Origin of the sequence: Sediminispirochaeta smaragdinae DSM 11293 (assembly GCF_000143985.1) — a bacterium.
Lineage (GTDB): Bacteria > Spirochaetota > Spirochaetia > DSM-16054 > Sediminispirochaetaceae > Sediminispirochaeta > Sediminispirochaeta smaragdinae.
On record NC_014364.1, the window covers coordinates 1,919,704 to 1,942,287 of the forward strand.

Annotated in this window: 21 protein-coding genes; 18 read left to right on the forward strand and 3 right to left on the reverse strand. The window is 49.4% G+C overall.

The genetic code is table 11. The features are described from left to right. Window positions 1-44 precede the first annotated feature (44 nt). From SPIRS_RS08960 to SPIRS_RS08975, 4 genes are read left to right on the forward strand one after another with little or no spacing between them, the layout of a single operon-like run. The gene (locus SPIRS_RS08960; protein ID WP_013254363.1) at window positions 45-914 is read left to right on the forward strand and encodes a carbohydrate ABC transporter permease; all 870 of its coding nucleotides are present in this window, start codon (window positions 45-47) and stop codon (window positions 912-914) included. Next, window positions 911-1,720: a carbohydrate ABC transporter permease gene (locus SPIRS_RS08965; protein WP_013254364.1), complete on the forward strand. Its 810-nt coding sequence runs from the start codon at window positions 911-913 to the stop codon at window positions 1,718-1,720. The genes SPIRS_RS08960 and SPIRS_RS08965 overlap by 4 nt, the downstream gene beginning before the upstream one ends. A 4-nt stretch (window positions 1,721-1,724) precedes the next feature. Next, window positions 1,725-3,743 (forward strand): glycoside hydrolase family protein, encoded by a 2,019-nt coding sequence (locus SPIRS_RS08970; protein ID WP_013254365.1) that lies wholly within the window; start codon window positions 1,725-1,727, stop codon window positions 3,741-3,743. 1 nt (window position 3,744) lies between these two features. Then, window positions 3,745-4,497 carry an endonuclease/exonuclease/phosphatase family protein gene (locus tag SPIRS_RS08975; RefSeq protein WP_013254366.1) on the forward strand — a complete coding sequence of 251 codons (753 nt, stop codon included), beginning with the start codon at window positions 3,745-3,747 and terminating at the stop codon, window positions 4,495-4,497. Window positions 4,498-4,587: 90 nt separating this feature from the next. Here the strand turns inward: SPIRS_RS08975 and SPIRS_RS08980 are convergent, their stop codons facing one another. Together SPIRS_RS08980 and SPIRS_RS08985 are read right to left on the reverse strand one after the other, a co-directional pair. Next, window positions 4,588-6,030 (reverse strand): flavodoxin, encoded by a 1,443-nt coding sequence (locus tag SPIRS_RS08980; RefSeq protein ID WP_013254367.1) that lies wholly within the window; start codon window positions 6,028-6,030, stop codon window positions 4,588-4,590. Window positions 6,031-6,049: 19 nt separating this feature from the next. Further along, the gene (locus SPIRS_RS08985; RefSeq protein WP_013254368.1) at window positions 6,050-7,222 is read right to left on the reverse strand and encodes an iron-containing alcohol dehydrogenase; all 1,173 of its coding nucleotides are present in this window, start codon (window positions 7,220-7,222) and stop codon (window positions 6,050-6,052) included. A gap of 156 nt (window positions 7,223-7,378) precedes the next feature. Between SPIRS_RS08985 and SPIRS_RS08990 the strand changes: the two genes are divergently transcribed. After that, window positions 7,379-7,840, forward strand: a complete 462-nt coding sequence (locus SPIRS_RS08990) for a MerR family transcriptional regulator (RefSeq protein ID WP_013254369.1) — start codon at window positions 7,379-7,381, stop codon at window positions 7,838-7,840. Between the two features lie 337 nt (window positions 7,841-8,177). Here SPIRS_RS08990 and SPIRS_RS09000 read toward each other — a convergent pair whose 3' ends face one another. Further along, window positions 8,178-8,759 carry a DUF5714 domain-containing protein gene (locus tag SPIRS_RS09000; RefSeq protein WP_013254370.1) on the reverse strand — a complete coding sequence of 194 codons (582 nt, stop codon included), beginning with the start codon at window positions 8,757-8,759 and terminating at the stop codon, window positions 8,178-8,180. A 191-nt stretch (window positions 8,760-8,950) separates the two neighbouring features. Between SPIRS_RS09000 and SPIRS_RS09005 the strand changes: the two genes are divergently transcribed. From SPIRS_RS09005 to SPIRS_RS09065, 13 genes are all read left to right on the forward strand, one after another. Beyond that, entirely contained in the window at window positions 8,951-9,586 is a 636-nt protein-coding gene (locus SPIRS_RS09005) for a SatD family protein (protein ID WP_245537742.1), read from the forward strand. A gap of 344 nt (window positions 9,587-9,930) precedes the next feature. Next, on the forward strand, window positions 9,931-10,347 hold the full coding sequence (locus SPIRS_RS09010; protein WP_171814762.1) for a hypothetical protein: 417 nt from the start codon (window positions 9,931-9,933) through the stop codon (window positions 10,345-10,347). A gap of 132 nt (window positions 10,348-10,479) precedes the next feature. Further along, window positions 10,480-11,628 carry an ABC transporter substrate-binding protein gene (locus tag SPIRS_RS09015; protein ID WP_013254373.1) on the forward strand — a complete coding sequence of 383 codons (1,149 nt, stop codon included), beginning with the start codon at window positions 10,480-10,482 and terminating at the stop codon, window positions 11,626-11,628. Window positions 11,629-11,697: 69 nt separating this feature from the next. Then, window positions 11,698-13,491 carry an ABC transporter permease gene (locus tag SPIRS_RS09020; protein WP_013254374.1) on the forward strand — a complete coding sequence of 598 codons (1,794 nt, stop codon included), beginning with the start codon at window positions 11,698-11,700 and terminating at the stop codon, window positions 13,489-13,491. Then, the gene (locus SPIRS_RS09025; RefSeq protein ID WP_013254375.1) at window positions 13,491-14,603 is read left to right on the forward strand and encodes an ABC transporter ATP-binding protein; all 1,113 of its coding nucleotides are present in this window, start codon (window positions 13,491-13,493) and stop codon (window positions 14,601-14,603) included. The genes SPIRS_RS09020 and SPIRS_RS09025 overlap by 1 nt, the downstream gene beginning before the upstream one ends. A gap of 43 nt (window positions 14,604-14,646) precedes the next feature. Next, window positions 14,647-15,375 (forward strand): response regulator transcription factor, encoded by a 729-nt coding sequence (locus SPIRS_RS09030; RefSeq protein WP_013254376.1) that lies wholly within the window; start codon window positions 14,647-14,649, stop codon window positions 15,373-15,375. Next, complete coding sequence (locus tag SPIRS_RS09035; protein ID WP_013254377.1) at window positions 15,372-17,129, forward strand: sensor histidine kinase; 1,758 nt, start codon at window positions 15,372-15,374, stop codon at window positions 17,127-17,129. The genes SPIRS_RS09030 and SPIRS_RS09035 overlap by 4 nt, the downstream gene beginning before the upstream one ends. 9 nt (window positions 17,130-17,138) lie before the next feature. Next, window positions 17,139-18,536 (forward strand): phosphomannomutase/phosphoglucomutase, encoded by a 1,398-nt coding sequence (locus tag SPIRS_RS09040; protein ID WP_013254378.1) that lies wholly within the window; start codon window positions 17,139-17,141, stop codon window positions 18,534-18,536. A gap of 73 nt (window positions 18,537-18,609) precedes the next feature. Next, window positions 18,610-19,458, forward strand: coding sequence for a flagellar basal-body rod protein FlgF (flgF, locus tag SPIRS_RS09045; RefSeq protein ID WP_013254379.1), 849 nt, complete (start codon window positions 18,610-18,612; stop codon window positions 19,456-19,458). Between the two features lie 14 nt (window positions 19,459-19,472). Beyond that, the gene (gene flgG / locus SPIRS_RS09050) at window positions 19,473-20,267 is read left to right on the forward strand and encodes a flagellar basal-body rod protein FlgG (protein WP_013254380.1); all 795 of its coding nucleotides are present in this window, start codon (window positions 19,473-19,475) and stop codon (window positions 20,265-20,267) included. A 9-nt stretch (window positions 20,268-20,276) separates the two neighbouring features. After that, a complete protein-coding gene (locus SPIRS_RS09055; RefSeq protein WP_041866024.1) occupies window positions 20,277-21,113 on the forward strand; it encodes a hypothetical protein in 837 nt (278 codons plus the stop codon). Continuing rightward, window positions 21,110-22,165, forward strand: a complete 1,056-nt coding sequence (locus SPIRS_RS09060) for a flagellar basal body P-ring protein FlgI (RefSeq protein ID WP_013254382.1) — start codon at window positions 21,110-21,112, stop codon at window positions 22,163-22,165. Before SPIRS_RS09055 ends, SPIRS_RS09060 begins: the two co-directional genes overlap by 4 nt. A gap of 12 nt (window positions 22,166-22,177) precedes the next feature. Next, on the forward strand, window positions 22,178-22,495 hold the full coding sequence (locus tag SPIRS_RS09065) for a rod-binding protein (RefSeq protein ID WP_013254383.1): 318 nt from the start codon (window positions 22,178-22,180) through the stop codon (window positions 22,493-22,495). Window positions 22,496-22,584 lie beyond the last annotated feature (89 nt).

The following is a 22,584-nucleotide window of genomic DNA, read 5'->3' on the forward strand; positions in this document are numbered from 1 at the left end:
AGAGAGGTCTCTCTCCCTTCACTTCAACAGTTTATGGAGTTTATATGGCAATTCCCGGCAATAAAGACACCAGGGACGGAGTTCTGTTTTCTCTACCCTTTGTTCTGATATACCTGTTTCTGCTTGTATTTCCAATTATTTTCGGACTTTACATCAGTTTCTATAAATGGGACATCCTTTCCAGCAGAAAATTCATCGGTCTCGGAAACTATATAAGTCTATTCAAGGACAAGACCTTTTATACATCGCTGTGGCATACCTTCCAGTTTGTTTTTATTACAACACCGATTCTTATGGTTGCAGGTTTTGTGATGGCGCTTTTCGTTAATTCCAAATCGCCGCTGAGAGGAGCGGGGGAGAATATCTTTTTTATACCCTACGTTTTGTCGATAACGGTTATCGGTACGCTTTGGGCATGGCTGTTTCAAAAGAACTACGGCCTGTTCAACCAGCTTTTCATGCTTTTGGGTCACGCCAAGGTCGGATGGCTTACCGATCCACAAAAGGCCATGTGGTCCGTCTCGGCGGCCACTATATGGTGGACGGCCGGTTTCAACATGATCCTGTTCTCCGCCGGAATGAAACAGATATCTGCCGAGGTTTACGAATCGGCCCGAATAGACGGGGCCGGATATTTCCGCATTCTCAAGGACATAACGATCCCGCTGTTGCGGCCTACGATAGTTCTTTGCCTGCTTCTCCAGATAATAGCCTCGTTCAAGGTTTTCGGGCAGGTCTACGTAATGACGGGAGGAGGGCCTTACGGTAAAACCCGGGTCCTAATTCAGTATATCTATGAAAACGGGTTCACCTATTTCAAGATGGGGTACTCCTCGGCAATGGCCTACGTTCTCTTTCTGCTCATAATGGTGATTTCAGTTGTCTATTACAAGATAATGGGGAGAGAGAAATGAAAAAGAAGATTCTGTTCATTGTCGCTCTTGTTGTTCTTGTGCTATGGATCTTTCCGCTTGTCTGGCTTGTAATAACCTCGCTTAAGCTGGAGGAGGATGTCCTTACTGACGTATTCAGCATTTTCCCCAAACGCCCGACCCTGCAGAACTATGCAAAGGCGTTTTCTTCAACCTATATACTTAAATGGCTCTGGAATTCCACGGTTGTTTCTGTGGCGACGATGATTCTTACGCTTGCCGTAGATGCGCCCATCGCATATGCAATGGCAAAGATCAAGTTTCGTGGAAGGCAGATCCTTTTCTGGTTCGTAATGGCCGGAATGATGATCCCCTTCCAGGTCATCATAATACCGCTGTATCTACAGTTCAACAGCTACGGACTTGTTAATACGCTTTCCGCAGCCATTTTGCCAAGGCTTGCACTTCCTATCGGGATATTTATTCTTAAGCAGTTTTTCGAGGGGATCCCGGATGAATTGGAGGAAGCAGCATTTATAGACGGAAGCGGCAGGGGGCGTATTTTCACGACTATCATATTACCGCTTGGGAAATCCGCGCTGGCTACTGTCATGATCCTGTCTTTCATAAATGCATGGAACGATTTTCTCTGGCCGCTTATAGCAATATCCGATACGGCAAAATACACAATTACCGTCGGTATCGCCAACTTTCAGGGAGTCCACGGTACGGATTATTCGTTGATCATGTCAGGGGCTGTAATCGCGTCCGTACCACAGTTTGTTTTCTACTTCATTTTCAGAAAGAAGATTGTTGAAGGAATTGCAATGACGGGGATCAAGGGGTAGAAAGATGTACATAGCGTGCAAGAACAAGCTGGAACTCTTTCATGTAGATCCTCTGCTGGAAAAATGTTCCATAGAGTATGGAATTAAAAAAGACGGCGATTCTACCGCACCGTTGACGCTTGAATATGAGAAAGGCAGGGCTACCGCCGTTTTCGAATTCTGTTCGATTACGGATGAATTTTCTTTAAACGGCCGAGTTCTCAGAATCGACAGAACCTGGATTCTTGAACGGAATGCAGCCTGGAATCTCGAAACGGATTTGAATATCCGCATGGACGGAGCGGAGTTTTTTATTCCCTCGGTCCTTTACCGAGGAAATAACCGCGGCAAAGGTTGCTTTCCGAAAGGCTCCGAAGCCGCAGGATGGGCCTATTCAGAGGAACGGACACCGCTGCCGTGCTGCCTTGTTGTTTACAATGATCATGAAAAGCTTGTTTTTTTTACCGGGCCGGCAACTGAAGAGCATGATACGGCTGGAAGATCGGTAGTCAGCAAAGAAGGGTTGATAAAGATCCGGACGGTTGTGCCGGGCAGCGAAGGCCCTTTCAGTTATACCGGAAAAAAGGCCCTTTCCTCCGGACACAATGCCGGATCATTTACGGTCTGTTCTCCAGAGAAGGGGCTGCCGTATATCTACTCAAGATCATTTTACCTTGTCTTTCCAGAAGAAAAGAGCGATATTTTCGCTGCGTACCGGGAATGTTTGGAATATTCGGATGTCTTTTTTAATCCTGTTCGGAGTACCGCTTGCGGAATGCAATGGTCTGCATATCTGGACGGGAAAATTCGTAATCTGCTTTATCTGACGGAATACGACAAACGCTCCGGGCTTGCATATGTAAGGATGGGAAGGGATAATGGGCCGCTGCAGGAAATATACGAGTATACAGCTGCCTCGTTTCTTGTTAAGAGCCTTGAAGGCGCATGGATCTATGCAAGGCTGGCCGGGCGAATGAACAGGCCGGAATTCCTTTCCTGTGCCGAAGGCATAGGCCGGTTTTTTCTCCGCGGTGAGGTTCTTCCCGGCGTGCATCAGGATTGCCGCGATCTCCGGAACGGCGAATGGGGCGGCTACCTCGGGATTTCCGAAAACGATGAATACAGAAATCTTGTAAACGCCAGGTGCAACGGCGAGTCAATGAGCGGTTATATCAAGCTATATGAAAGTCTTTTAAAACAAGGCAGGAGTGTCCCCGAGTTTTTACAGCTCCCGCTGCGGGTTGCGGATTTCTATATAGATAACCAGCTGCGCGGTGATTCAGACGGTTCTTTCGGCAGATGGTGGTCTACAGACGGGAAACCAGTAAATCCTCTTGGGACTAACGGGGCCTACATCGTATCGTTTCTTCTTCTGCTAGAACCTTACTATAAAGATTCGCAGAGGCTGAATGATGCTGTCGACAGGGCGGCCCGTTATTATGCAGGTCTTGCGGATTCCGGCGACTTCTTTGGCGATACGTTGGATGCGGATGCGTACGACAAGGAATCGGGAGTTTCCCTGCTTTCTATGTTTCTGGATCTGTATGAAAGGGACGGGGCCAGGAAATGGCTGGACTACGCCGTAAAGGCGGCGGATTACATTCTTACATGGGTCTGGCAGTATGATATAGTTTTTCCGGCCGGAACCCCTCTGGCGGAGGCTGAATTCCGGACAACTGGCATGACTTCCGTTTCGGTTGCTCACCACCACCTGGATTTCTACGGGATGTCTATTGGTTACGATTTTCTGCGTCTGTGGGAAGCCTCGGGAACAGACATATACCGTAAAAACGCTCTTATGATGATTAATGCCTGTAGACAGCTTGCAGGGGAAGGTCTTCGCGGAAGCCCTGCAGCAGCGGGGGCGGACGGGTGGCAGCCGGAGCAGATAAATCACACAAACTGGGATTATTTCAACCGCGTTGACCGTTCCAAGGGTTTTTACGATATCTGCATAGCCTGGGTTACCGTTCTGGGGCTGGGTGCCTGGCTTAAAATCGAGAAGCGTTTCCCTGAAGTCTTCAGGGAAACAAGGGAGGATTGAAATGCAAACACCGTTCAGGTTCAGTTTATGCACATGCAATATATGGAACACCGAAAAATGGGAACAGAGAAAGGTTGCACTGGAAGATTTTCTGGTAAGGTTTAATCCCGATATATGCTGTTTTCAGGAAATACGGGAGGAAACCATGCGTTTTCTGGACGAAGCTATGCCTTTTCATGCCAGGGTTGAAGATGATTTCAACGGCTGGCGGAATGAAGGGAACATTTATTATAGAAAGGATCTCTTTCGGGAAACGGGACATACCGAACTCTTTCTGGATATGCCGGAACCTGATCGCAGGCTATTCATACTTGATCTTGAATGCCTTGCAGACGGCAGGAAATTCCAGGTTTGTACGGTCCACCTAACCCATCAGAATAACAGGGACGAACAGGATACAGGAACTTCCTACAGGCATGAAGAGGCTTTGAAGATTGCGCGCTGGCTTAAAAACCGCAAGTCGGATGCTCCACCGCTTTTACTTTGCGGCGATTTTAACGATCCGTGGCACCCTTCAAGGATACTGGCTGAGGCCGGTCTCAATGATGTTTTTTACGAACTTGGCCTTCTTCAGCCTCCGACCTTTCCGAACCCCGCGCTGTCTGAAGAGATCTACATGAACGAGACGATAGACCGTATAATGTACGGCGGAGGGCCTCTGCCGGTTCTTGCTTCGGTTGTTGATTTCCATGGAAGCGGGGCGAGCTGCGGGGTATCCGATCACAAACCGGTCGTTGCCGTATTTGAGTTTTAAAAGAACACTGTACTGCTCTTAAAGGGAGGGAATTGCGATTCTCTCCCTTTTTCCGAGGGAAGATTCGGTAAGGTAGTTGATAACCGGAAATCAATACCAGTCATGTTTTTCGTTGCGGTCAAGCCCGTTGATTTTTGCCATTTCCTCATCGGTCAATTCAAAGTCAAATATGTCCAGGTTTTCCCTGATGTGGGCCGGATTGCTTGACCCCGGTATGACAACGACGCCTTTTTGCAGGTTCCACCGGAGAATGACCTGGGCGGAGGATTTTCCGTGGGCCTGTGCGATAGCGGATATGATTTCGTTCTGTAACAGTGGGGCGGTATGTCCTCGTCCGCCCAGGGGATACCAGCCTTCCATAACGATGCCTTTCCCCTGAATATAGGGAATCACATCATTTTCCTGATAGAAGGGATGTATTTCATTTTGGACCACCGCCGGCATGATCGTAATTTTCGGGAGAAACGCTTCCAGCTCCTCGACATAGTAATTGGACAGCCCTATGGAGTGAATTTTGCCATCTTTCACGGCCTTTTCCATGGCCTTGTACGCGTCTACATCATGAGCACCGGGATGATGAAGCAGCATCAGATCTATATATTCTACACCAAGCTTTTGGAGCGCCTGTTCAATGGCCTCTCCGGCATGATCATACTGATTCATATATAATTTCGTCGTGATGAAAACTTCTTCTCTGGGAACGCCGGAAACCCGGATTCCTTGTCCGACACTTTCTTCGTTGTGGTACATATATGCTGTGTCGATTAAGCGGCCGCCGGCTTTCAGGGATTCGGAAACTGAGTTTACACATACGTCATCCAGCAGACTATAGGTACCCAGGCCGACAATGGGCATTGTATGGCCGCTGTTTAATAAAACCGTTTTGGTATCAAAATTAAAGACGCCGATGTCTTGAGCGGTATTCTTATGAATATTCAAGCTGTTAATCCACTCCTTTACCGTCTCCTTTGGCGTTGTTGCGGAAAACCTTTGGCCCGGTATCCAGCGTACAGAGCTTGCGCATAGGCTGTGAAGGTTCGTATCGCTGGAACCAATGCCGCTGCTGTGCGAGGTGCAAAACGGAATAATTGTTTTTCCGCTAAAATCATAGCTTTCCAGAAAGGTGTATATGATTTTCGGACATTGTCCCCACCAAATGGGGTAGCCGAGAAAGAGTATATCATAGTTTTCCATGCCCTCTTTCGAGCCGGAAATCGAAGGGCGGGCCGACGGGGTGTTTTGCTCCACTGTAGCACGCGATGAGGAGTCCCGGTAGTTTCGGTCCGCCGCGGTATAGGGTATCTCCGGCGTTATGTGATAGAGGTTCGCACCTGTTTGCCCGGCAATCCATTCGGCAATCTGCTCTGTCGTTCCTGTGCAGGAAAAATATGCTACCAAAATCCTCTCCTCTGCCGGAGTGTTTGTTCCGGCAGAGGTTTTTGCCGAAGCCTCCGATTTTGTCGTATCCTGGCATCCTATAGACAGGAGCGGAATTGCAGCAAGCGCCAGGATACTCATCACTTTCTTATCCAACGGTGGACCTCCTTTGCGTTTATCTGAATGACGTGCGGAATACACCCGCACAATCTTCGTCAGTCATTTCGCAGGGGTTGGCAAGGAATAATCCCCCTTGCATGGAACGAGCTCCTTTAGCGAGCGTCATAGACTCGTTCAATGAAAAACCGTAGTCACTCATTTTCAGGTTGTCAACGCCACACGCTTTCTGCAGCCTCATAAGGGCTGTGATGAAGTCCTCCGGTTTGTCGGCATGTTCGATGCCCATTACTTTTGCCATCTTGATAAACTGTGCGTCGCAGGCATGGCGCTCAATGAAAAATTCATAGAATGCTTTTGAGATCATGATCAGTCCCGCTCCATGCGGCAGGTTATGATGATAGGCACTCATGGAATGTTCCATGGAATGTGCCGCTGTCGTGCTCGTCAGCTGCATGGTAATGCCGGCCATGGTACTCCCGTACGCCACATGTTCCCGTGCTTCCATATCGTCACCGTCCTTTACTGCACGGGGCAGGTATTTCGTGATATTCTCAATCGCTGAAAGCGCAATCGTTTCGCTGAGAATATTGATACCGTTGCTGATCATTACCTCGGTATTATGGAAAAGTGCATCAAACCCCTGATATGCTGTGTATGCAGCAGGGACGGTTTTCATCAATTCCGGATCTACGATGGCGAGCACCGGGGTTAGGGCCGGATCTCCAAAACCGATTTTCTCCTTTGTCTCAAGATTCGATATGACACCCCAGCAGTTAACTTCCGAGGCTGTCCCCGAAGTGGTTGTGATGGTAACAATCGGCAGCCCTTTGTTTACAAGTGATTGTCCTTTCCCTGTGCCGCCGAAGACATAATCCCATACGTCACCGGGATTTGTAACCATGGCAGATATGGCAACCGATGAATCCAGAACAGCGCCGCCCCCAAGAGCCACAATAAAGTCGCAACCCTTTTCTTTGGCGAAAGCCGCTCCTTCCATAATGACTTCCCTGAGCGGATTCTCCATAATCTTATTAAAAACAGAGATACTGACACCTGCCTTTTTCAGCTGCTCCATGGTTCGTTCCAGAGAGCCGTTTACCGTTGTGGATTTTCCATTGGAAGTCAGGAGCATCGCCTTTTTTCCCGGCATTGGTAGCTTGCCTAGTTCATTCAGCTTTCCACTTCCGAAAACAATTCTTGTTGGATTTGAAAAATCAAAATTAATCATTGTACATTTCTCCTTGTCATATCTCATCGTCCAATCAAACGTCTGGCCATGACGATTGACAGGATAAATTATCGTATCGTACAATAACTGTACGACCTAAACCTGACTTTAGGTCAATAGAATTTATGAAAATGCTGTTCAGCTTTTTACGGGGTGATGAGGGTGTATACTATCGGGCATGTTTCAAAAATGTTTAATATTTCTATTTCAGCTCTTCGTTATTATGATAAGGAAGGCTTGTTCCCAAATATTACACGCGATCCATCGGGTATACGAAAATTTGATAGTAGCGATATTGATAGTCTGAGGGTAATTGAATATTTAAAGAAAGCGGGAATGCAGCTTAAAGATATTAAGGTGTTTCTTGACTGGTGTAATCAAGGTAACGCAACGCTTGTTAAGCGGCGGGATATGTTTCTTGATAAGAAGAAGTCCGTTGAGGCTGATATCCTTGCGATGATGAAAGTTTTGGATTTGATTACATATAAATGCTGGTATTATACCGAAGCCGTGAAAGATAATTCCGAAGAAAGAGTCAAATCTATTGAACCGGAAGATATGCCTGAAGATATAAAAAAGTCATTTGAAAATTCACATGGCGACATGATATGCGGGTAGTCCGTTTATCTACTGTTCCGAATCCTGGTGATTAAAGGGACACAATTCTTTTTCTCGCAGTCAATTGAAAGCCAAACTATGGGAAAAAGTAAGCACCGACATAAAAATAAGGATTTTACCGGCAAAAGGGCGTGCATACCACCAGGATTCGGAACACTATATACATAACCCGATGGCCGAGCGTCAGGGATGCGGAGAACGGCCGGAAGGCCGGTCCGAGCGCAGAGTGCGAGGACGGAAGCGAAGCGGACTTCGGAGCAAGCCCGACCCGAGCGGCAAGCGAGGGGGACGCCCAGATGGTGTGGAATGTCATAACCACTACCTTCGTATTCAGGACTTAGGTTGCTGGGTAGTAGGGACAGGCTGTTTTCTTACATTCGGCGTTTCGCTGGTGATATGTGCAGCGTATCGGTGTGGTCTGGCCAAGGTCGAGGTCAAAATGTTGTTTCATGAAGGTGATGCTTGTGCTTACTGCGGTAAAGCAGACGCGCTTGCAGCAGCGGGGGCCGCCGATTTCCGCTATGTTGTATAGGCAGTCGGAGCTTAGGCGGTTTACGAGTGCCCAGGTGTCAGTCGAATAGGGGCTTGTGCCTGTTGCTACCGAAAGGAACATACCGCTTCCAACGGCCGCACCGCAGGCTCCGTACCAACCGCAGAATCCGGCGAGCAGGTTTTTTGCCCGGTCTCCGGCAAGGTTCAGCTCTTCCCTGAGTTTGGCTTTCCCGTCATTTTTCAGCCTGCAATAGGTGGTCAAAAGGACTGCCGGAACAAGGTAGTGGTGTTCCGGACAGTGCATGGGAAAATCAGGATTTTTCCATATCTTCTCCAAAAGCTGCAGCGGCGATGATGGAGCATCGTATGACTCCAGACAGGTATCTGTAATATATTGGTACAACTCTTCATTGATTTGGCGGGCCACGATGTTCCTCCTTTTCCTCTTGTCGGGTGTATGGTAACTATCCTGGTTCGACAGATATAGCAGAATCCTTGTATGTTTTGCATATTCTTACGCTGTATTGTGTAAGGATGTACCAAAAGGGTACATAAAAGTTTATATGAACCTAAAAAGTTCATTTGACAGATATCGTACCTAATCGTTACAATAGTGTTGTGAAAGTCATAGCAGTGATTGCCGATATTGTCGATTCCCGGCAGATTGAGCGGCGGCAGGAGTTTCAGAGGCGGCTACAAGCGTGCCTTGGCGATCTCAATGAAACAAGCTCGGCTCTTTTATCTCCCTATACGATCACCCTGGGGGACGAATTTCAGGCCGTCTACAAGGCTGGTTCCCGGGTCGTGGAGGATCTGCTTTTTATCAGCAGAAGCCTTTTCCCTGTTTCGCTTAGAATCGCCCTGGGGATCGATGATATTGCGACGGATATCAACACGAAAGAGGCGATCGGGATGGATGGGCCCGCTTTTCATGCGGCACGGGATGGATTAAACAATGTAAAAGAGGAAAAAATCACTATTGTACAGCTCTACGGTCGCTATGAACAAAGGCAGAGGCTTCTCAATAGCGGCTTGTATTACGCCTATTCGGTGATGAGCGATTGGAAAGAGCATACCCTTTCGATTTTTTATGGGGTTTTCAGGAATCAACCCGTGAAAGATATCGCCCGGATTGTGGGAATCAGTGAGCGGGGAGTCTATAAAACGATCAAAACACATAATCTCGTCGCCTTGGCACGCTATTTTCAGGCCGTTTCCGATGAGATTGCAGCCATGGGGGAAGGTGGGCCGTGATAGGATACCTCTATTTTTGCCTTGTGATTCTTATCGTACGTTTGTGGGCCCAGTGGCGGGAGGAGCCCTTAAGGCTTAGGCCGATGCTGGTCTGCTCTACGGCCGAGTTGTTCCTGCTCATGCCTCTTTAAAGCTGGAGGAGCCTTCTTCCCCTCTTTTTGTTTACCGTTTTGTTCAACCTGTTCTCTCTTTTTACCGAACACCGCGCTGAACAGCGAGGGAATTCGATATTTCTTTCCAGAATTCTCCAGTTTTTGGTCCTCATACTTGCCGGAAGCTTTCTATTCGGAATATTTTTGCCCGGACTTTCTTTCAACTCCGTATCGGTCTCTCTTTCGAGGCTTATGGGGCGAAATAATCCTCTTCTGTCTTCCCTCGGAACAGGCGCTTTCGACCGATTCGTGCTTGTTTTTTTCGGCGCTGTTGTTTTGGTGAATGAGATGAACAATGTCATTCGTTTTATCCTCGGCCTGATAAAAACCGAGCCGCGCTTGAAGGCGACAACGGATGATGACCTCGACAGCAAGGAGCTGGGGAGGGGAAAGATCATCGGTGTTCTGGAGCGAATGCTCTTTTACCTCTTTGTTTTGACGGGAAACTATTCTTCCGTTGCCTTTGTCTTGACCGCAAAGGCGTTTGCCCGTTTTAAGGAACTTGATGATAAAGATTTTGCGGAATACATGCTGATCGGGACGCTCTTATCCAGCGCTCTGTCGATCTTCTGGACCTTTATCATCAGAGCGGTGATTGCCTCGCTGTAGGCTTTCCTTTCTCTTCCATATTCTCCTATCTGCAAATCTCCAAAAAAACGTTGACAGAATTGTAAAGGTATCTTAACATTTTACTTGTTAAGCGATCTTAACAAATTCTGGTTTCTGTGAAAGGAGATGATGATGAAGAAGATAGTCTTGCTCTTTACCTGCCTCTTTCTTACCGCTTCTCTTTCGGTTTCTCTTCTCTTTGCCGGAGGGAAACAGGAGGTTTCCGAACCCGCTGTCGTCGAAGAGGTTCCTATGACCCACGAAGAGCTTGTGGCCGCGGCCCAGGCCGAAGGAAAGGTTGTCGTTTATTCAGTCACCAGCAGAATCGCCAATGCTGCCAAGGCGTTCAGCGAAAAATACGGGATTGAGGTTGAGGCAACGAACCTCAAGGATTTCGAGCTGGTCGAAAAGATATCGAAAGAGGGTAGTACGGGAGCTGCCGGAGCCGATTTTGTACTTTGTCAGGACGGTGGCCGCGTCATGGGAGAGCTCCTCAACCTCGAATATCTGTATAATTATGTCCCTCCAACAATGAAAGATCAGATTCCCGCTGAGTTTCAAAGTCCCCTGGCCTTTGCCTTTATCAATAAGGTTTTCATTTTCAACGATGAGCTTAGCGAGGCCTACCCCATTACGAACATATGGGCCCTGACAACCAAGGAATGGAAAGGTAATTTCCAGTTCAAAAATCCCTTTCAGGAAGGGGTTAATGCAAACTTTCTTACCATGGTGACGAAGCCCGAAGTTGCGGACAGAATTGCAAAGGCGTACAAGGATTATTTCGGAAAAGAGATCGAGCTGACTACCCCGAATGCGGGCTATGAATGGATCAGGCGGATTCTGGAAAACGACCTTGTGCTTACCACCAGCGATACCAAGACCGCCGAGAGTATCGGAGTAAAAGGGCAGGGTAAGGAGCATAATGCCGGGTTGTTTGTCTTCTCAAAGCTGCGATACAAAGATACCAAGAACCTTGCCCTTGCTCCGATCATGGAGATGGAGCCCTTTTCCGGTTTTTACTATCCGATCTATGCCCTGATGTGCTCGAATGCCAGCCATCCCAATGCGGCAAAGCTTTTTATCGAGTTTCTGCTCACCGAAGAGGGCTTTTCTCCCTGGAGTTCCGATCTCGGAACCTACTCTTCGAACCCCTCGATTCCCCTCCAGCCCGACGATTATCCCATGACCACCTGGGTGAAGATTTTGGTCGAGGAGGATCCTGCCTACTGTTTCGAACATCGGGCCGAGGTCGAAGAGTTTCTCAACGAATACATCTACTGATTATGTACTGTACCGGATCTTAGCAAAAGATCCGGTACGGCTTTAGACGATACGAAAAGGACGGAATCTGTGAACTACCGCAACAGGGCTATATCATTTTTGAAAAAGCCTCATAACGTCATCCTTGTGTCTCTTGCCGTTATACTTCTTTACCTGACGGTTGTCCCAATGCTGACTATCGTGATGGATACCTTTACGGTCCATCAGGCCGAACTGATGCGGGTGAAGGGGGCAAGGGTAGGGGACTTTACCCTTTATCACTGGGCCAAGGTCCTCTTTTCTTCGGCCAGTAAAAAGATATTTTACGAGCCATTCTTAAATACCATGTTGGTTGCCTTCGGCACCTGCTTTATCGCTATTCTTCTCGGAGGAACGGTCGCATGGCTGGTTACAAGGACCAATATGCGCTTCAAGGGCGTTATCTCGACCCTCTTTATTTTCCCCTATATCATGCCTTCCTGGACCCTTGCCATGGCATGGTTGAACTTTTTCAAGAACTCCCTTGTCGGTGGTGCTCCCGGTTTTTTTACCGCAATTACGGGCATCCAGACACCCAACTGGTTTGCCTACGGTCCCTTCCCCATCGTGGTAGTTTTAGGACTGCATTATGCTCCTTTTGCCTATATCCTGATCGGCGGTATTCTCAGGAATATGGATGCGAACCTGGAAGAGGCCGCTCTTATCCTGAAGGCAAGCAGGGGGAAGATTATGCGGAAGATTACCATTCCCATTGTGCTCCCTGCCATGCTCTCCACTTTTCTTCTTGTTTTTTCCAGTGCCATGAGCGCCTTTGCCGTTCCGGCATTCCTCGGGACTTCGGTACGCTTCCAGGTTCTGACCACCCAGATGTTCCGGACCCTCAATGGACTGAACCCCGGCTACGGTTACATCATTGCGCTTATCATGATTCTGATTGGTGTGTTGATCCTCGGCATCAATCAAAAAATTATCGGTACCAGAAGGTCCTTTACAACGATAACGGGGAAAAGTTCTAATATCGCCTACCTTAATCTGCGCGGTTTTCGAAGCATCATCTCGGTACTGCTTCTTCTGTTCATCGCCCTGGTCTGTATTGTCCCTCTGTTCTCTTTTGCATTGGAATCCTTTATCATGGAACCTGGCAATTATTCCCTCCGGAACTTTACCACCCTCTTTTGGGTCGGTTCTGGAGACCCGACCATTGCAAACGGCGAACCTGGAGTTTTGCGGAATTCCTCGATCTTTCACGGCCTGTGGAACAGTGTCAGGCTTTCGGTCATCGTGGCGTTTATTGCAGGTTCGGTAGGAATCCTTGCCGGCTACGCCATCGTAAAGCGGCGTAATTCGAGGCTGTCGCTGCTGGTAAATAATCTGGCCTTTTTTCCCTACCTTATGCCGAGCATGGCCTTCGGGGCCATCTATCTTTCCATGTTTGCCGTTAAACGGGGCTTTATCCCTCCTCTCTATGGAACATTTGCGCTTCTTGTTCTGGTGGGCGCTGTTAAGTATCTTCCCTTTGCATCCCGGGCAAGTGTGGGTGCCATGCATCAGCTGAGCAATGAAATCGAAGAGGCTGGAACCATTCAGGGTATCGGCTGGGGAAAGCGCATGCTCCGCATCATCATACCGATCCAGAAGGCAAGTTTCCTTTCCGGCTACCTGCTTCCCTTCATCTCCTGCATGCGGGAACTTTCCCTTTTTATTCTCCTTGTTACCCCCTCTTCGCGGATCCTGACCACCATGCTTTTTCAATATAATGAAAAGGGGTGGAACCAGTACGCCAACGCCATCAATCTTCTCATCGTTCTCTTTGTGGTCATCAGTAATCTTGTGGTGAACCGGGTCACCGGGGCATCGATCGATAAAGGAATAGGAGGGCAGTAATGCCGAAAATTCACTTGGAACACATTACAAAACGCTTCGGCAGGTCTGTGGCCGTGGATAATCTCGACCTTGTCATCGGAGACCGGGAGTTTGTGACATTGCTGGGCCCCTCGGGCTGCGGTAAGACAACAACCCTTCGTATGATTGCGGGACTGGAAACCCCGACCGAGGGGGATATCTACATCGACGACCGTTGTGTTTTTTCCTCGGAACGGGGGATCGATATCTCTCCCGATAAACGGGACGTCGGCTTTCTTTTTCAAAATTATGCCCTCTGGCCCCACATGACCGTATACAAGAATATTGCCTTTGGGCTTGAAAATATGAAATGGGAAAAGAAACGGATAGAATCCAGGGTGCGTGAGCTCTTGGAGATGCTCCGAATCGAAGAGCTTCGGGACCGCTATCCTTCCGAGCTCTCAGGCGGTCAGCAGCAGCGGGTAGCCATTGCCAGGACCCTTGCCACCGGGCCGAAAATACTTTTTATGGACGAGCCGCTGAGCAACCTGGATGCAAAACTTCGGATGGAGATGCGGACCGAGCTTAAGCGCCTCCATGCGGAAACAGATTCAACCTTTGTCTATGTGACCCATGACCAGCTGGAGGCCATGACCCTCTCAAGCAAAATTTGCCTTCTGAAGGAGGGACTCCTACAGCAATTTGCACCCCCCCTCGAGGTCTACCACCAGCCGACAAATCTTTTTGTCGCCGATTTTGTAGGAAGTCCCAACATTAATATCCTAGAGGTGACCGGAGAAAATGTAAATCTCGACGAGATAAAGCTGAATCACAAACTGCTCAAACTTCTCTTTACACCCGTCTCTTCGAGCATCACCGTTCAGGAAGGTCAACAACTGCTTCTTGGTATCAGACCTGAAGATATCGTCCTTTCTCCGGAGGGAACGGTAGCGGGGAGCATCTATTCAACCCTGCCGTCCGGAATGGAAACCATTGTCAAGATTGATCTCGGCGGGCAGATTCTTACCAGCGTTGTATTCGGAAGTGTCGATTTTGCCATGGGTGAGAAGGTACGGCTCTCGTTTCAATCGGATAAGAATGTCCTCTTCGATAAAAAAAGCGAACGTACTATTGCCATTGGAAAGCTGCTGTAAGAACGAGCTCTTTATAGTAGAATCATCACAAAGGAGCTGCAGCATGGTGGTTGATGATTCGGGAAGCGGAAAGACAATTCTTGTAGTGGATGATGAGGAGCATGTTGTAAAGCTCCTCTCCATGAACCTCACATCCCGGGGATATGATTGCCTCTGTGCTTATACCGGAGAAGAAGGGCTTGAACAGGCCCGGTCGCATCATCCGGACCTGATTATCCTCGACGTGATGCTTCCCGGAATCGACGGAATTGAGGTGTGCAGGCTGCTCAAAAGCGATCCCCGCACCCAGCTTATCCCCGTGCTTATGCTCAGCGCAAAGAGTGAGGGGATCGACAAGATTCACGGCCTTGAGGGAGGAGCCGACGACTATATTACCAAACCCTTCAGTCTCAGGGAGCTTTTCTTGCGGGTCGAGGCCTCGTTGCGGCAAATTGCATTACTAACGGGAGCCTGGTCGGGGCGGCCGCATATGCTCTTTATCGGGTCGCTTTCCATCGATACCGAACGTTACTTTGCTTCAAATGGCGGGGAGAAAATCGATCTTACGCCCGCAGAGTTTAAGATTTTGAATATGCTGGTAAAGCATCAGGGAGAAGCGGTTTCCCGTCCCCTTATGTATCGGGAACTTTTCGACAAGGATCCCGCCGATGCCGGGCGATCGGTGGATGTGCACCTCAGGAATATCAGAAAGAAATTGAACGATGCAGGGGTCACCGGCTGCCGGATCGAGACGGTCCACGGCTCAGGCTACAGGATAACCCCTCAACCATGAAAAAACGGCAAACCGCCCTGATCGTTTTTCTTTTCTCGGTGCTTTGCTCGGTCACCATTGCATTCTACCTCTATACCGTCGACCTCATCGTGAGCCAAACACGCAGACGCGGGCTTGATGCGATTAATCAGATCAGGTGGGCCTTAGATCGGGAGGAGGGAACAGTGCAGGAGATTATCCTGCAGCTATCTCAAACCATACCGGCTCATATTGTGATTGTCGATACCGATGCGCAGCTTTTGGCCGATTCCCACAAAGGCGAAACTCAACTTTCCGGCAAATATATTGATGCGGATCTTTCTGAGGCGAGACTTCACAGGGGAGAGGCAACCCATGCCCTTCGAAACCGTCATCCTAATAATCTATCCGTATCCATTGCGAAACAGGTGGACATCAGGGATCACGAAGGTGTGTTGATATCCGTAACCTACGATATCGATGAAATTCGTCGTCTGGAAATCTCTTTCTTGATTTGGATGATAATCACCTTTCTTCTGCTTACGGCGATGATTGTCCTGCTTCTTACGATTCAGATCAAGCGATACCGCCGTCCCATCCGTACCCTGTTGCAGCACACTAAGGATGCGGCGGCCAGCGGTCTTTCAAAAATAAGCATCGATACCGTCGATCCCGATCTTGATGAGTTGGTGGAGAATTTTAATTCACTTGTCGATCGGTATGATTTTCTTGTTGCAAACGACAATCGCAAATACAGCAGAATAAATACCCTTCTCTCCAACCTGCAAACCGGCATCCTGATGATTGACCGAAACAATAAGATTACCCTGGTCAATCCCAGGGCCGAGATGCTGCTCGACCTGGATAAGGCGAGGTTATTTGCAAGTGGTGATGTTTTTCCCTCGGATAATGAACACATTGCCGCAATACTTCGCCAGACCCGGCTGATACACGGAGACCACGAGGCTCGATCCCTACGTCTGACCTCATCCCGGGGGGAAATCCTGGAGTGTAGTCTGGAGGCAATGACAAATAAATATCTCCCCTATGATTATACGGGGGTACTTGTCCTTGTTCGCGATGTGACGGAAATGAAGCGTTTGGATCGCCTGAAACAGCAGTTCGTGGCAAATGTTTCCCACGAACTGCGCACCCCTTTGACGGTCATAAGCGGATTTGCCGAGACCCTGGGATCATGGGAAGGGCTTTCGGAGGATGACAGGAATAGCGCCGTCTCCATTATCGCCCTCGAGGCCGCACGTCTGAAAAAGCTGATCGGAGAACTTCTTACCCTTTCTCGTTTCGATGATGGGGTGCAGGAAGAGACATGTTCCCCTTTTGATGTTTCGGAAGTAGTACGAGAGGTTCGTACAGCCTTGGAACCGATTGAACGAGGCAAGGATATTTCGACGATGATGCATCTACCGGACCATGGTCCGGTGATGGATGGGGTGAAACTCTGGTTTCGCCAAATCGTTTACAATATCTACGACAACGCATTGAAATATGCCCCTTCTGGGGGCTGGGTGGAGATCAAAGTAGCGGAAAGCGATCGGTTCCTAAGCCTTTCGGTCTCCGATTCGGGCCCCGGTGTTCCAAAAGAAGAACGGGAGCACATCTTCGAGCGTTTTTATCAGATCAATCGATCGACAAACAGCAAGAATCCGGGTAGCGGTCTGGGACTCTCGATTGCAAAGCATATGATCGACCAACTTTCCGGGACCATTCTCGTTTCTGAAAATCGTGGGGGCGGAGCCCTTTTTACCCTCCGATTTCCCGTTCGAAAATCATTGTAAGGAGTAGCTATGCAAGCATCTCATCACTTATCCGAAGAAATACTTAAGGCTTGTGATATTCGCGGCATCGTAGGTGATGATCTTAATGAGAAGGATGCCTTCTTTATCGGAAAGGCCTTCGGTACCGCTCTTCTTCGCATGGGGAAGAAAAGATGCCTGGTGGGATTCGACGGCAGATTCTCTTCCCCGTCACTTTCCAGGCGGCTGGTAGAGGGGCTTATTTCCTGTGGAATCTCTGTAACAAAGATCGGACTTGTTCCGACTCCCGAACTCTACTTTGCCATGCACCATTGGAATATGGATGCCGGCGTGGTTGTGACCGCCAGCCATAACCCCGCCGAATATAACGGTTTTAAATTTCTAACCTCCGAAGGGCCCTTCCACGAGAAGGCAATCCAGGAGTTTCGGCGGCTCTGTGAGAATGGGGATTTTGAAGAGGGAGAGGGTAATGAACGCTTTCGCTCTATCGACGATGACTATATCATGTATCTTCTTGGCCACCTGGAGCTTCCGGAGGCCCGAACGCTGTCGGTGGTCTGGGACCCCGGAAACGGTTCTGCAGGGAAAATTCTTCCCTCAATCGTTAAAGGGCTACCGGGATCTCACCGCATCATCTGCGGGGAGGTCGACGGCTCCTTTCCCCATCATCATCCCGATCCGAGCTTAAAGGAAAACATGAACATGCTCGCCGGTGCGGTACAAGAGGAGCATGCCGATCTCGGCATCGCCTTCGACGGTGACGGCGACAGGATAGGAGTTGTCGACGGGGAAGGCTATATCTTTATGGGCGACCAGCTGCTGACCATCTTTGCAAGGGATTACCTTGCCTCTCATCCCGGCGCCACGGTGATGTCGGAGGTCAAGGCCAGCCGCTTTTTCTTTGATGACGTGGCATCTCACGGTGGTGTTCCACTGATGTGGAAGGTTGGGCACACAAATCAAAAAGAGAAGATGAAGCGGGAGGGAATCGGGCTTGCAGGAGAGACCAGCGGTCACATCTTTTTCGAGGAAAATAAGGGCTATGACGACGGACTTTTTGCCGCAATCAAGCTCATCAATATTCTTTCCCACAGTAGCCGGAGCATTACCGAGATGAGAAAGGCCTTTCCTCGCTTTTACGATAGTGGAGAAATCCGCATCACCCTTTCACGTAAGGAGCGAGAAAGGGTGGTGAAAGAAATTTCACAGCGTCTGAAAGCAAAGGGGCTCCCTTTTACCGACATCGACGGCATTCGGGCACATTGCGGCGATGGTTTTTGGATGCTTCGTGGATCAAATACCCAGCCACATATAACCATCCGCTGTGAGGCGGCTTCACCCGCCGGTCTCGACGCCTGTATGGCTATCATGCGAAAAGAACTTGCGCTTTCGGGAATTACCGAGTCTATGCTGGAAGCTAAAGGATAGCGAGAAGAGCTTCAAGTCCTCTCTCCTCTTGCCGATAGTAATAAAAGAGAAGCGAAAAGCGCGGGAGGAAACTGTGGTACGAGGAATCTATACCGGTGCAAGCGGAATGGTCGATCAGATGCACAGAATGGATGCCATCTCGAACAACCTTGCCAATGTCGATCTGGTCGGGTACAAGCGTGACCAATCGGTAAGCAAAGCCTTTCCTCAGATGCTGATACGGAGAATGAACGACGACGGGGTCTACTCCTTTCCCTTTGGAAGTGCAGATACCGCTCCGGTTGTCGGTATGATAGGGACCGGTGTCGAGTACAATGAGTCCTTTACTGTTTTCTCGCAAGGGGCCCTGAAAGAGACAGGCAACGATTTTGATCTTGCCCTTGACGGAAAGGGCTTTTTTGCGGTCGACACTCCCCGAGGCGAACGCTATACCCGCAACGGCACCTTTGTTCTGACCAAAGAGGGAATCCTTACCACCAAAGAGGGAGAACCCGTTCTCGGAGAGAACGGCATCATCCGGATCAAAAAGAATAATTTCGTGGTGGATGAGCGGGGCCAGGTGTGGCAGAACGGCAGTTACGACGGTGATCCCCAGCGTCTTGTCTCCAAAGAGGAAAACGAGTGGGAGAACCTTGAGCTGGTAGATACCTTAAAAGTGGTGGATTTCCGTCGGGACCGTTACCTGAAAAAAGAGGGTGACAGCCTCTATATTGCCCCCGAAGAGGCTGGCGCTTCCAATCAGGTTGCCCTCGGCTCCGAAACCAAGGTGGTCCAAGGCTTTCTCGAAGGGAGTAATGTCAATTCCGTGACCGAGATGGTCAGAATGATAGAGGTAAACAGGGCCTACGAGGCCAACCAGAAGGCGATGCAAACCCACGATGCACTTACCGGACGTCTGATCAACGACGCTATTAAAGTATAAGGAGTGATTGAGCCATGATGCGATCTTTGTGGACCGCTGCCAGCGGCATGACCGGACAGCAGTTTAATATAGACACCATCTCCAATAATCTTTCGAACGTAAATACCACTGGTTTCAAGAAAAACCGGGCGGATTTTGAGGATCTGCTCTATCAAACAAGTCGGGTCGCAGGAACCCCTGCCACCGAGCTGACCACGGTCCCCACGGGAGTGCAGGTCGGCCATGGTGTGAAGGTTGCGGCTACCCAGAAGATGTTTACCCAGGGTGCTCTTCAGAACACCGGCAACGTTACGGACCTGGCGATCCAGGGTGACGGTTTTTTTCGTGTTCTTCTGATCGACGGGAGTTACGGATATTCCCGGGACGGTTCATTTAAGATAGACAGCAACGGACAGCTGGTAAACTCAAACGGACACAGGCTCATACCCGAGGTTGTTTTGCCGGAGAATTTTGAACGGGATTCCCTTACCATAAGTCAGGATGGACGTATTACCGTCAAGGTGGCGGGAAATGACGATCCTGTTCAGGTCGGGCAGCTGGAACTCTACCGTTTTGTGAATCCTGCAGGTCTAAGCGCCATCGGGCAAAATAATTTCAAGATTACGAATGCCTCCGGCGATGCCATCCCCGGTCGTCCGGGTTTCGACGGTATGGGACAAACCGTTCAGCGCTTTTTGGAAATGAGTAATGTTTCGGTTGTCCAGGAAATGGTGAATATGATTGTCGCTCAGAGGGCCTATGAACTGAATTCGAAGGCAATCCAGACATCCGATACCATGCTGGGGATCGCCAATAGTCTTAAACGATAGGCTAGGGCAATGATGGTGACCCGTTGCTGGAGAAAAGGGCTTGCTTTGTTGCTTCTTTTCATCCCGATCTTGGAGCTTTCCGCAGATGATGTGCTGCGGATTCCATCTGTTATTCGTGCGGATACAAGTGCTTCGGCCCCCGATGCTTCCGCGCTTTGGGGACGGATGACACAGGCTCTGTCAAGGTCGGGGCTTCAAAAGCCCGGCAACGGTATGCTTCTTATCTCGGGTTCCTCTGCTTCGTCTCTTCTTTCCCCATCGCAAGGGGCCGTGGTTGCTCCCAAGTGGGTCGCTCTGCTTCCATCGAAGGCTCACTCCTCTTTTTCCGATACCTTTTTCCCTCTTTTGGTCCAAAAATTCGGCGCTGCTCTGGAATCGGCTGCCCTGCGGGACCTGATTCCAGATGATACGGTCATTCAATTTGACTTTCCGCAATCGATGAACGATAGTTCCATGCCGCTTCGTGATCTCTCCTTTTTGGCTCTTGATCCCCTGGCTGCCGCCTTTTCCGGAATGCAAACCGGTAGCGACTCCTGTCGGCTTCCCCTGCGACTTGTTTTTCACGGGGAAGAAAAAATCGTTATGGCCCAACTTCGGCTTTTCTCTCTTCAAGACCACGGTTACTCATCGGTCGTCCGTTCCGGCGATCAATTGCGGGTTAGCTATGGAACCGGTGGTGTTCTGGTGAAATTTTCCGCACGGGTTGAATCTGTAGATGAAAGAACAGGAGCCTTGCGTATCCGGCCGCTCTCTTCGCTTTTTCGGGATGAACGGGGAACCCGTCGTTTTGATGCGGTGCTTGATGAAAACGGAAAGGCTATAATTGTCGATGGAGCATTGAAATGAAACAGATACGGCTATCCCTTTTGTTTGCTCTCTGCCTGGTGTGCAGCGGCACCGGCTATGCACAGAACGCGCAGGCTGCCAATAGCGCGACTTCTTCTTCCTCGGCGGCTGCACCGGCCGCAGGAGGAACAAGAATCGGCGATATTACCGAGCTTCGTGGAATCAGAACGAACCAGCTGGTCGGTGTCGGTATCCTTACCGGACTTGATGGCAAGGGTGACGGTTCCCGTTCCGTTCCTATCAGGTCGTCTCTTGCCGTTATGCTCGGACACTTCGGGATCGAGGTCGATGCTCAGGATGCCGCAGGGAAAAACAGCGCACTTGTTTTAGTGACTGCCGACGTTCCCCCTTTCGCTTCTCCCGGGGATCGTATCGACATAACTATCTCGGCGCTTTTCGATGCGAAAAACGTGAAGGGTGGAGTCCTGCTTCAGACTCCGCTGAAGTCGGCCGGAGGCGATGTCTACGCTGTTGCCCAGGGCAAGGTCGAACACTCCGGTGAGAGCTCCACCGTTGGAGAAATCATTGGCGGAGCGGTCATGGAAAACCGTGTGCACAGTGATGTAGAAGGTGAGGGCGGCTTCACCCTTCTCCTCGAGCGTCCCAATTATCGTGTCGCCTACCTCATTCGGGAGGCGATAGCCAATGCCTATCCCGATCTTTCGGTATCCGCCGGAGATGCTTCGTCGGTAAGCGTTACCCTTGGTGAAGATGGGGATCTTGTCCGTCTTATCGGCGAGATTCAGCAGCTTCGCATCGATCTTCCCCGCCCCTCGAAGGTTGTTATCGACGAGGCTTCCGGTATCGTCGTTATGGGCGGGAATGTACAGATAGCTCCCGTGACGGTGACCTATCGGGGAGCGACGATCGAGGTAGGGCCTCCCGGCTGGAATAGCGGCAATAGCAATGGGTTTTCCATCGAGGAAACCGTTTCAGTTCAGAAATTCTTCGAAGTGCTTCAGTCCTCTGGTATCGGGACCGATGATATTATTGATATTCTTAAGGTTATCGATAGGGCCGGTGCCCTGTATGGCAGCCTCGAGATGATGTGAGGTGATTATTCCATGGAGATTCCAGCGACAATACGATCGGCCGATCGATCGGTTCCTGCAGCAGAAGAGGCGGCCAGAAGGGCTACTGCGACTCAGGATCAGACGAAGCTGAAAAAGGCTTGCACTGATTTCGAGGCTCTCTTTATAAAACAGATGTTCAAGGCAATGGATAAGACCGTCGAGCATACCGGACTCTTGGACGGGGGAATGGCCGAAGAGTATTTTCGTGATATGCTGCTTGATTCTTATGCCGACGAAGCATCAAAAACCAGTAAACTTGGTATTGCCGAAATGATGTTTCGACAACTCAGCAGTAAAGGGATAGTCTAAAAAAGTAGACATTTTTTCTCAACATCAATCTTTTTTTATGAAACATGTTGATAAGTATTTATATAGTATGTAGATAACAAAACAACAAA

Excerpts from the sequence above, each read along its gene's own strand:
- SPIRS_RS08960 (WP_013254363.1), top strand. The coding sequence starts at position 45 with ATGGCAATTCCCGGCAATAAAGACACCAGGGACGGAGTTCTGTTTTCT.
- SPIRS_RS08965 (WP_013254364.1), top strand. The coding sequence starts at position 911 with ATGAAAAAGAAGATTCTGTTCATTGTCGCTCTTGTTGTTCTTGTGCTA.
- SPIRS_RS08970 (WP_013254365.1), top strand. The coding sequence starts at position 1,725 with ATGTACATAGCGTGCAAGAACAAGCTGGAACTCTTTCATGTAGATCCT.
- SPIRS_RS08975 (WP_013254366.1), top strand. The coding sequence starts at position 3,745 with ATGCAAACACCGTTCAGGTTCAGTTTATGCACATGCAATATATGGAAC.
- SPIRS_RS08985 (WP_013254368.1), bottom strand. The coding sequence starts at position 7,222 with ATGATTAATTTTGATTTTTCAAATCCAACAAGAATTGTTTTCGGAAGT.
- SPIRS_RS08990 (WP_013254369.1), top strand. The coding sequence starts at position 7,379 with ATGAGGGTGTATACTATCGGGCATGTTTCAAAAATGTTTAATATTTCT.
- SPIRS_RS09010 (WP_171814762.1), top strand. The coding sequence starts at position 9,931 with ATGGGGCGAAATAATCCTCTTCTGTCTTCCCTCGGAACAGGCGCTTTC.
- SPIRS_RS09015 (WP_013254373.1), top strand. The coding sequence starts at position 10,480 with ATGAAGAAGATAGTCTTGCTCTTTACCTGCCTCTTTCTTACCGCTTCT.
- SPIRS_RS09025 (WP_013254375.1), top strand. The coding sequence starts at position 13,491 with ATGCCGAAAATTCACTTGGAACACATTACAAAACGCTTCGGCAGGTCT.
- SPIRS_RS09030 (WP_013254376.1), top strand. The coding sequence starts at position 14,647 with ATGGTGGTTGATGATTCGGGAAGCGGAAAGACAATTCTTGTAGTGGAT.
- SPIRS_RS09035 (WP_013254377.1), top strand. The coding sequence starts at position 15,372 with ATGAAAAAACGGCAAACCGCCCTGATCGTTTTTCTTTTCTCGGTGCTT.
- SPIRS_RS09040 (WP_013254378.1), top strand. The coding sequence starts at position 17,139 with ATGCAAGCATCTCATCACTTATCCGAAGAAATACTTAAGGCTTGTGAT.
- flgG (WP_013254380.1), top strand. The coding sequence starts at position 19,473 with ATGATGCGATCTTTGTGGACCGCTGCCAGCGGCATGACCGGACAGCAG.
- SPIRS_RS09055 (WP_041866024.1), top strand. The coding sequence starts at position 20,277 with ATGATGGTGACCCGTTGCTGGAGAAAAGGGCTTGCTTTGTTGCTTCTT.
- SPIRS_RS09060 (WP_013254382.1), top strand. The coding sequence starts at position 21,110 with ATGAAACAGATACGGCTATCCCTTTTGTTTGCTCTCTGCCTGGTGTGC.
- SPIRS_RS09065 (WP_013254383.1), top strand. The coding sequence starts at position 22,178 with ATGGAGATTCCAGCGACAATACGATCGGCCGATCGATCGGTTCCTGCA.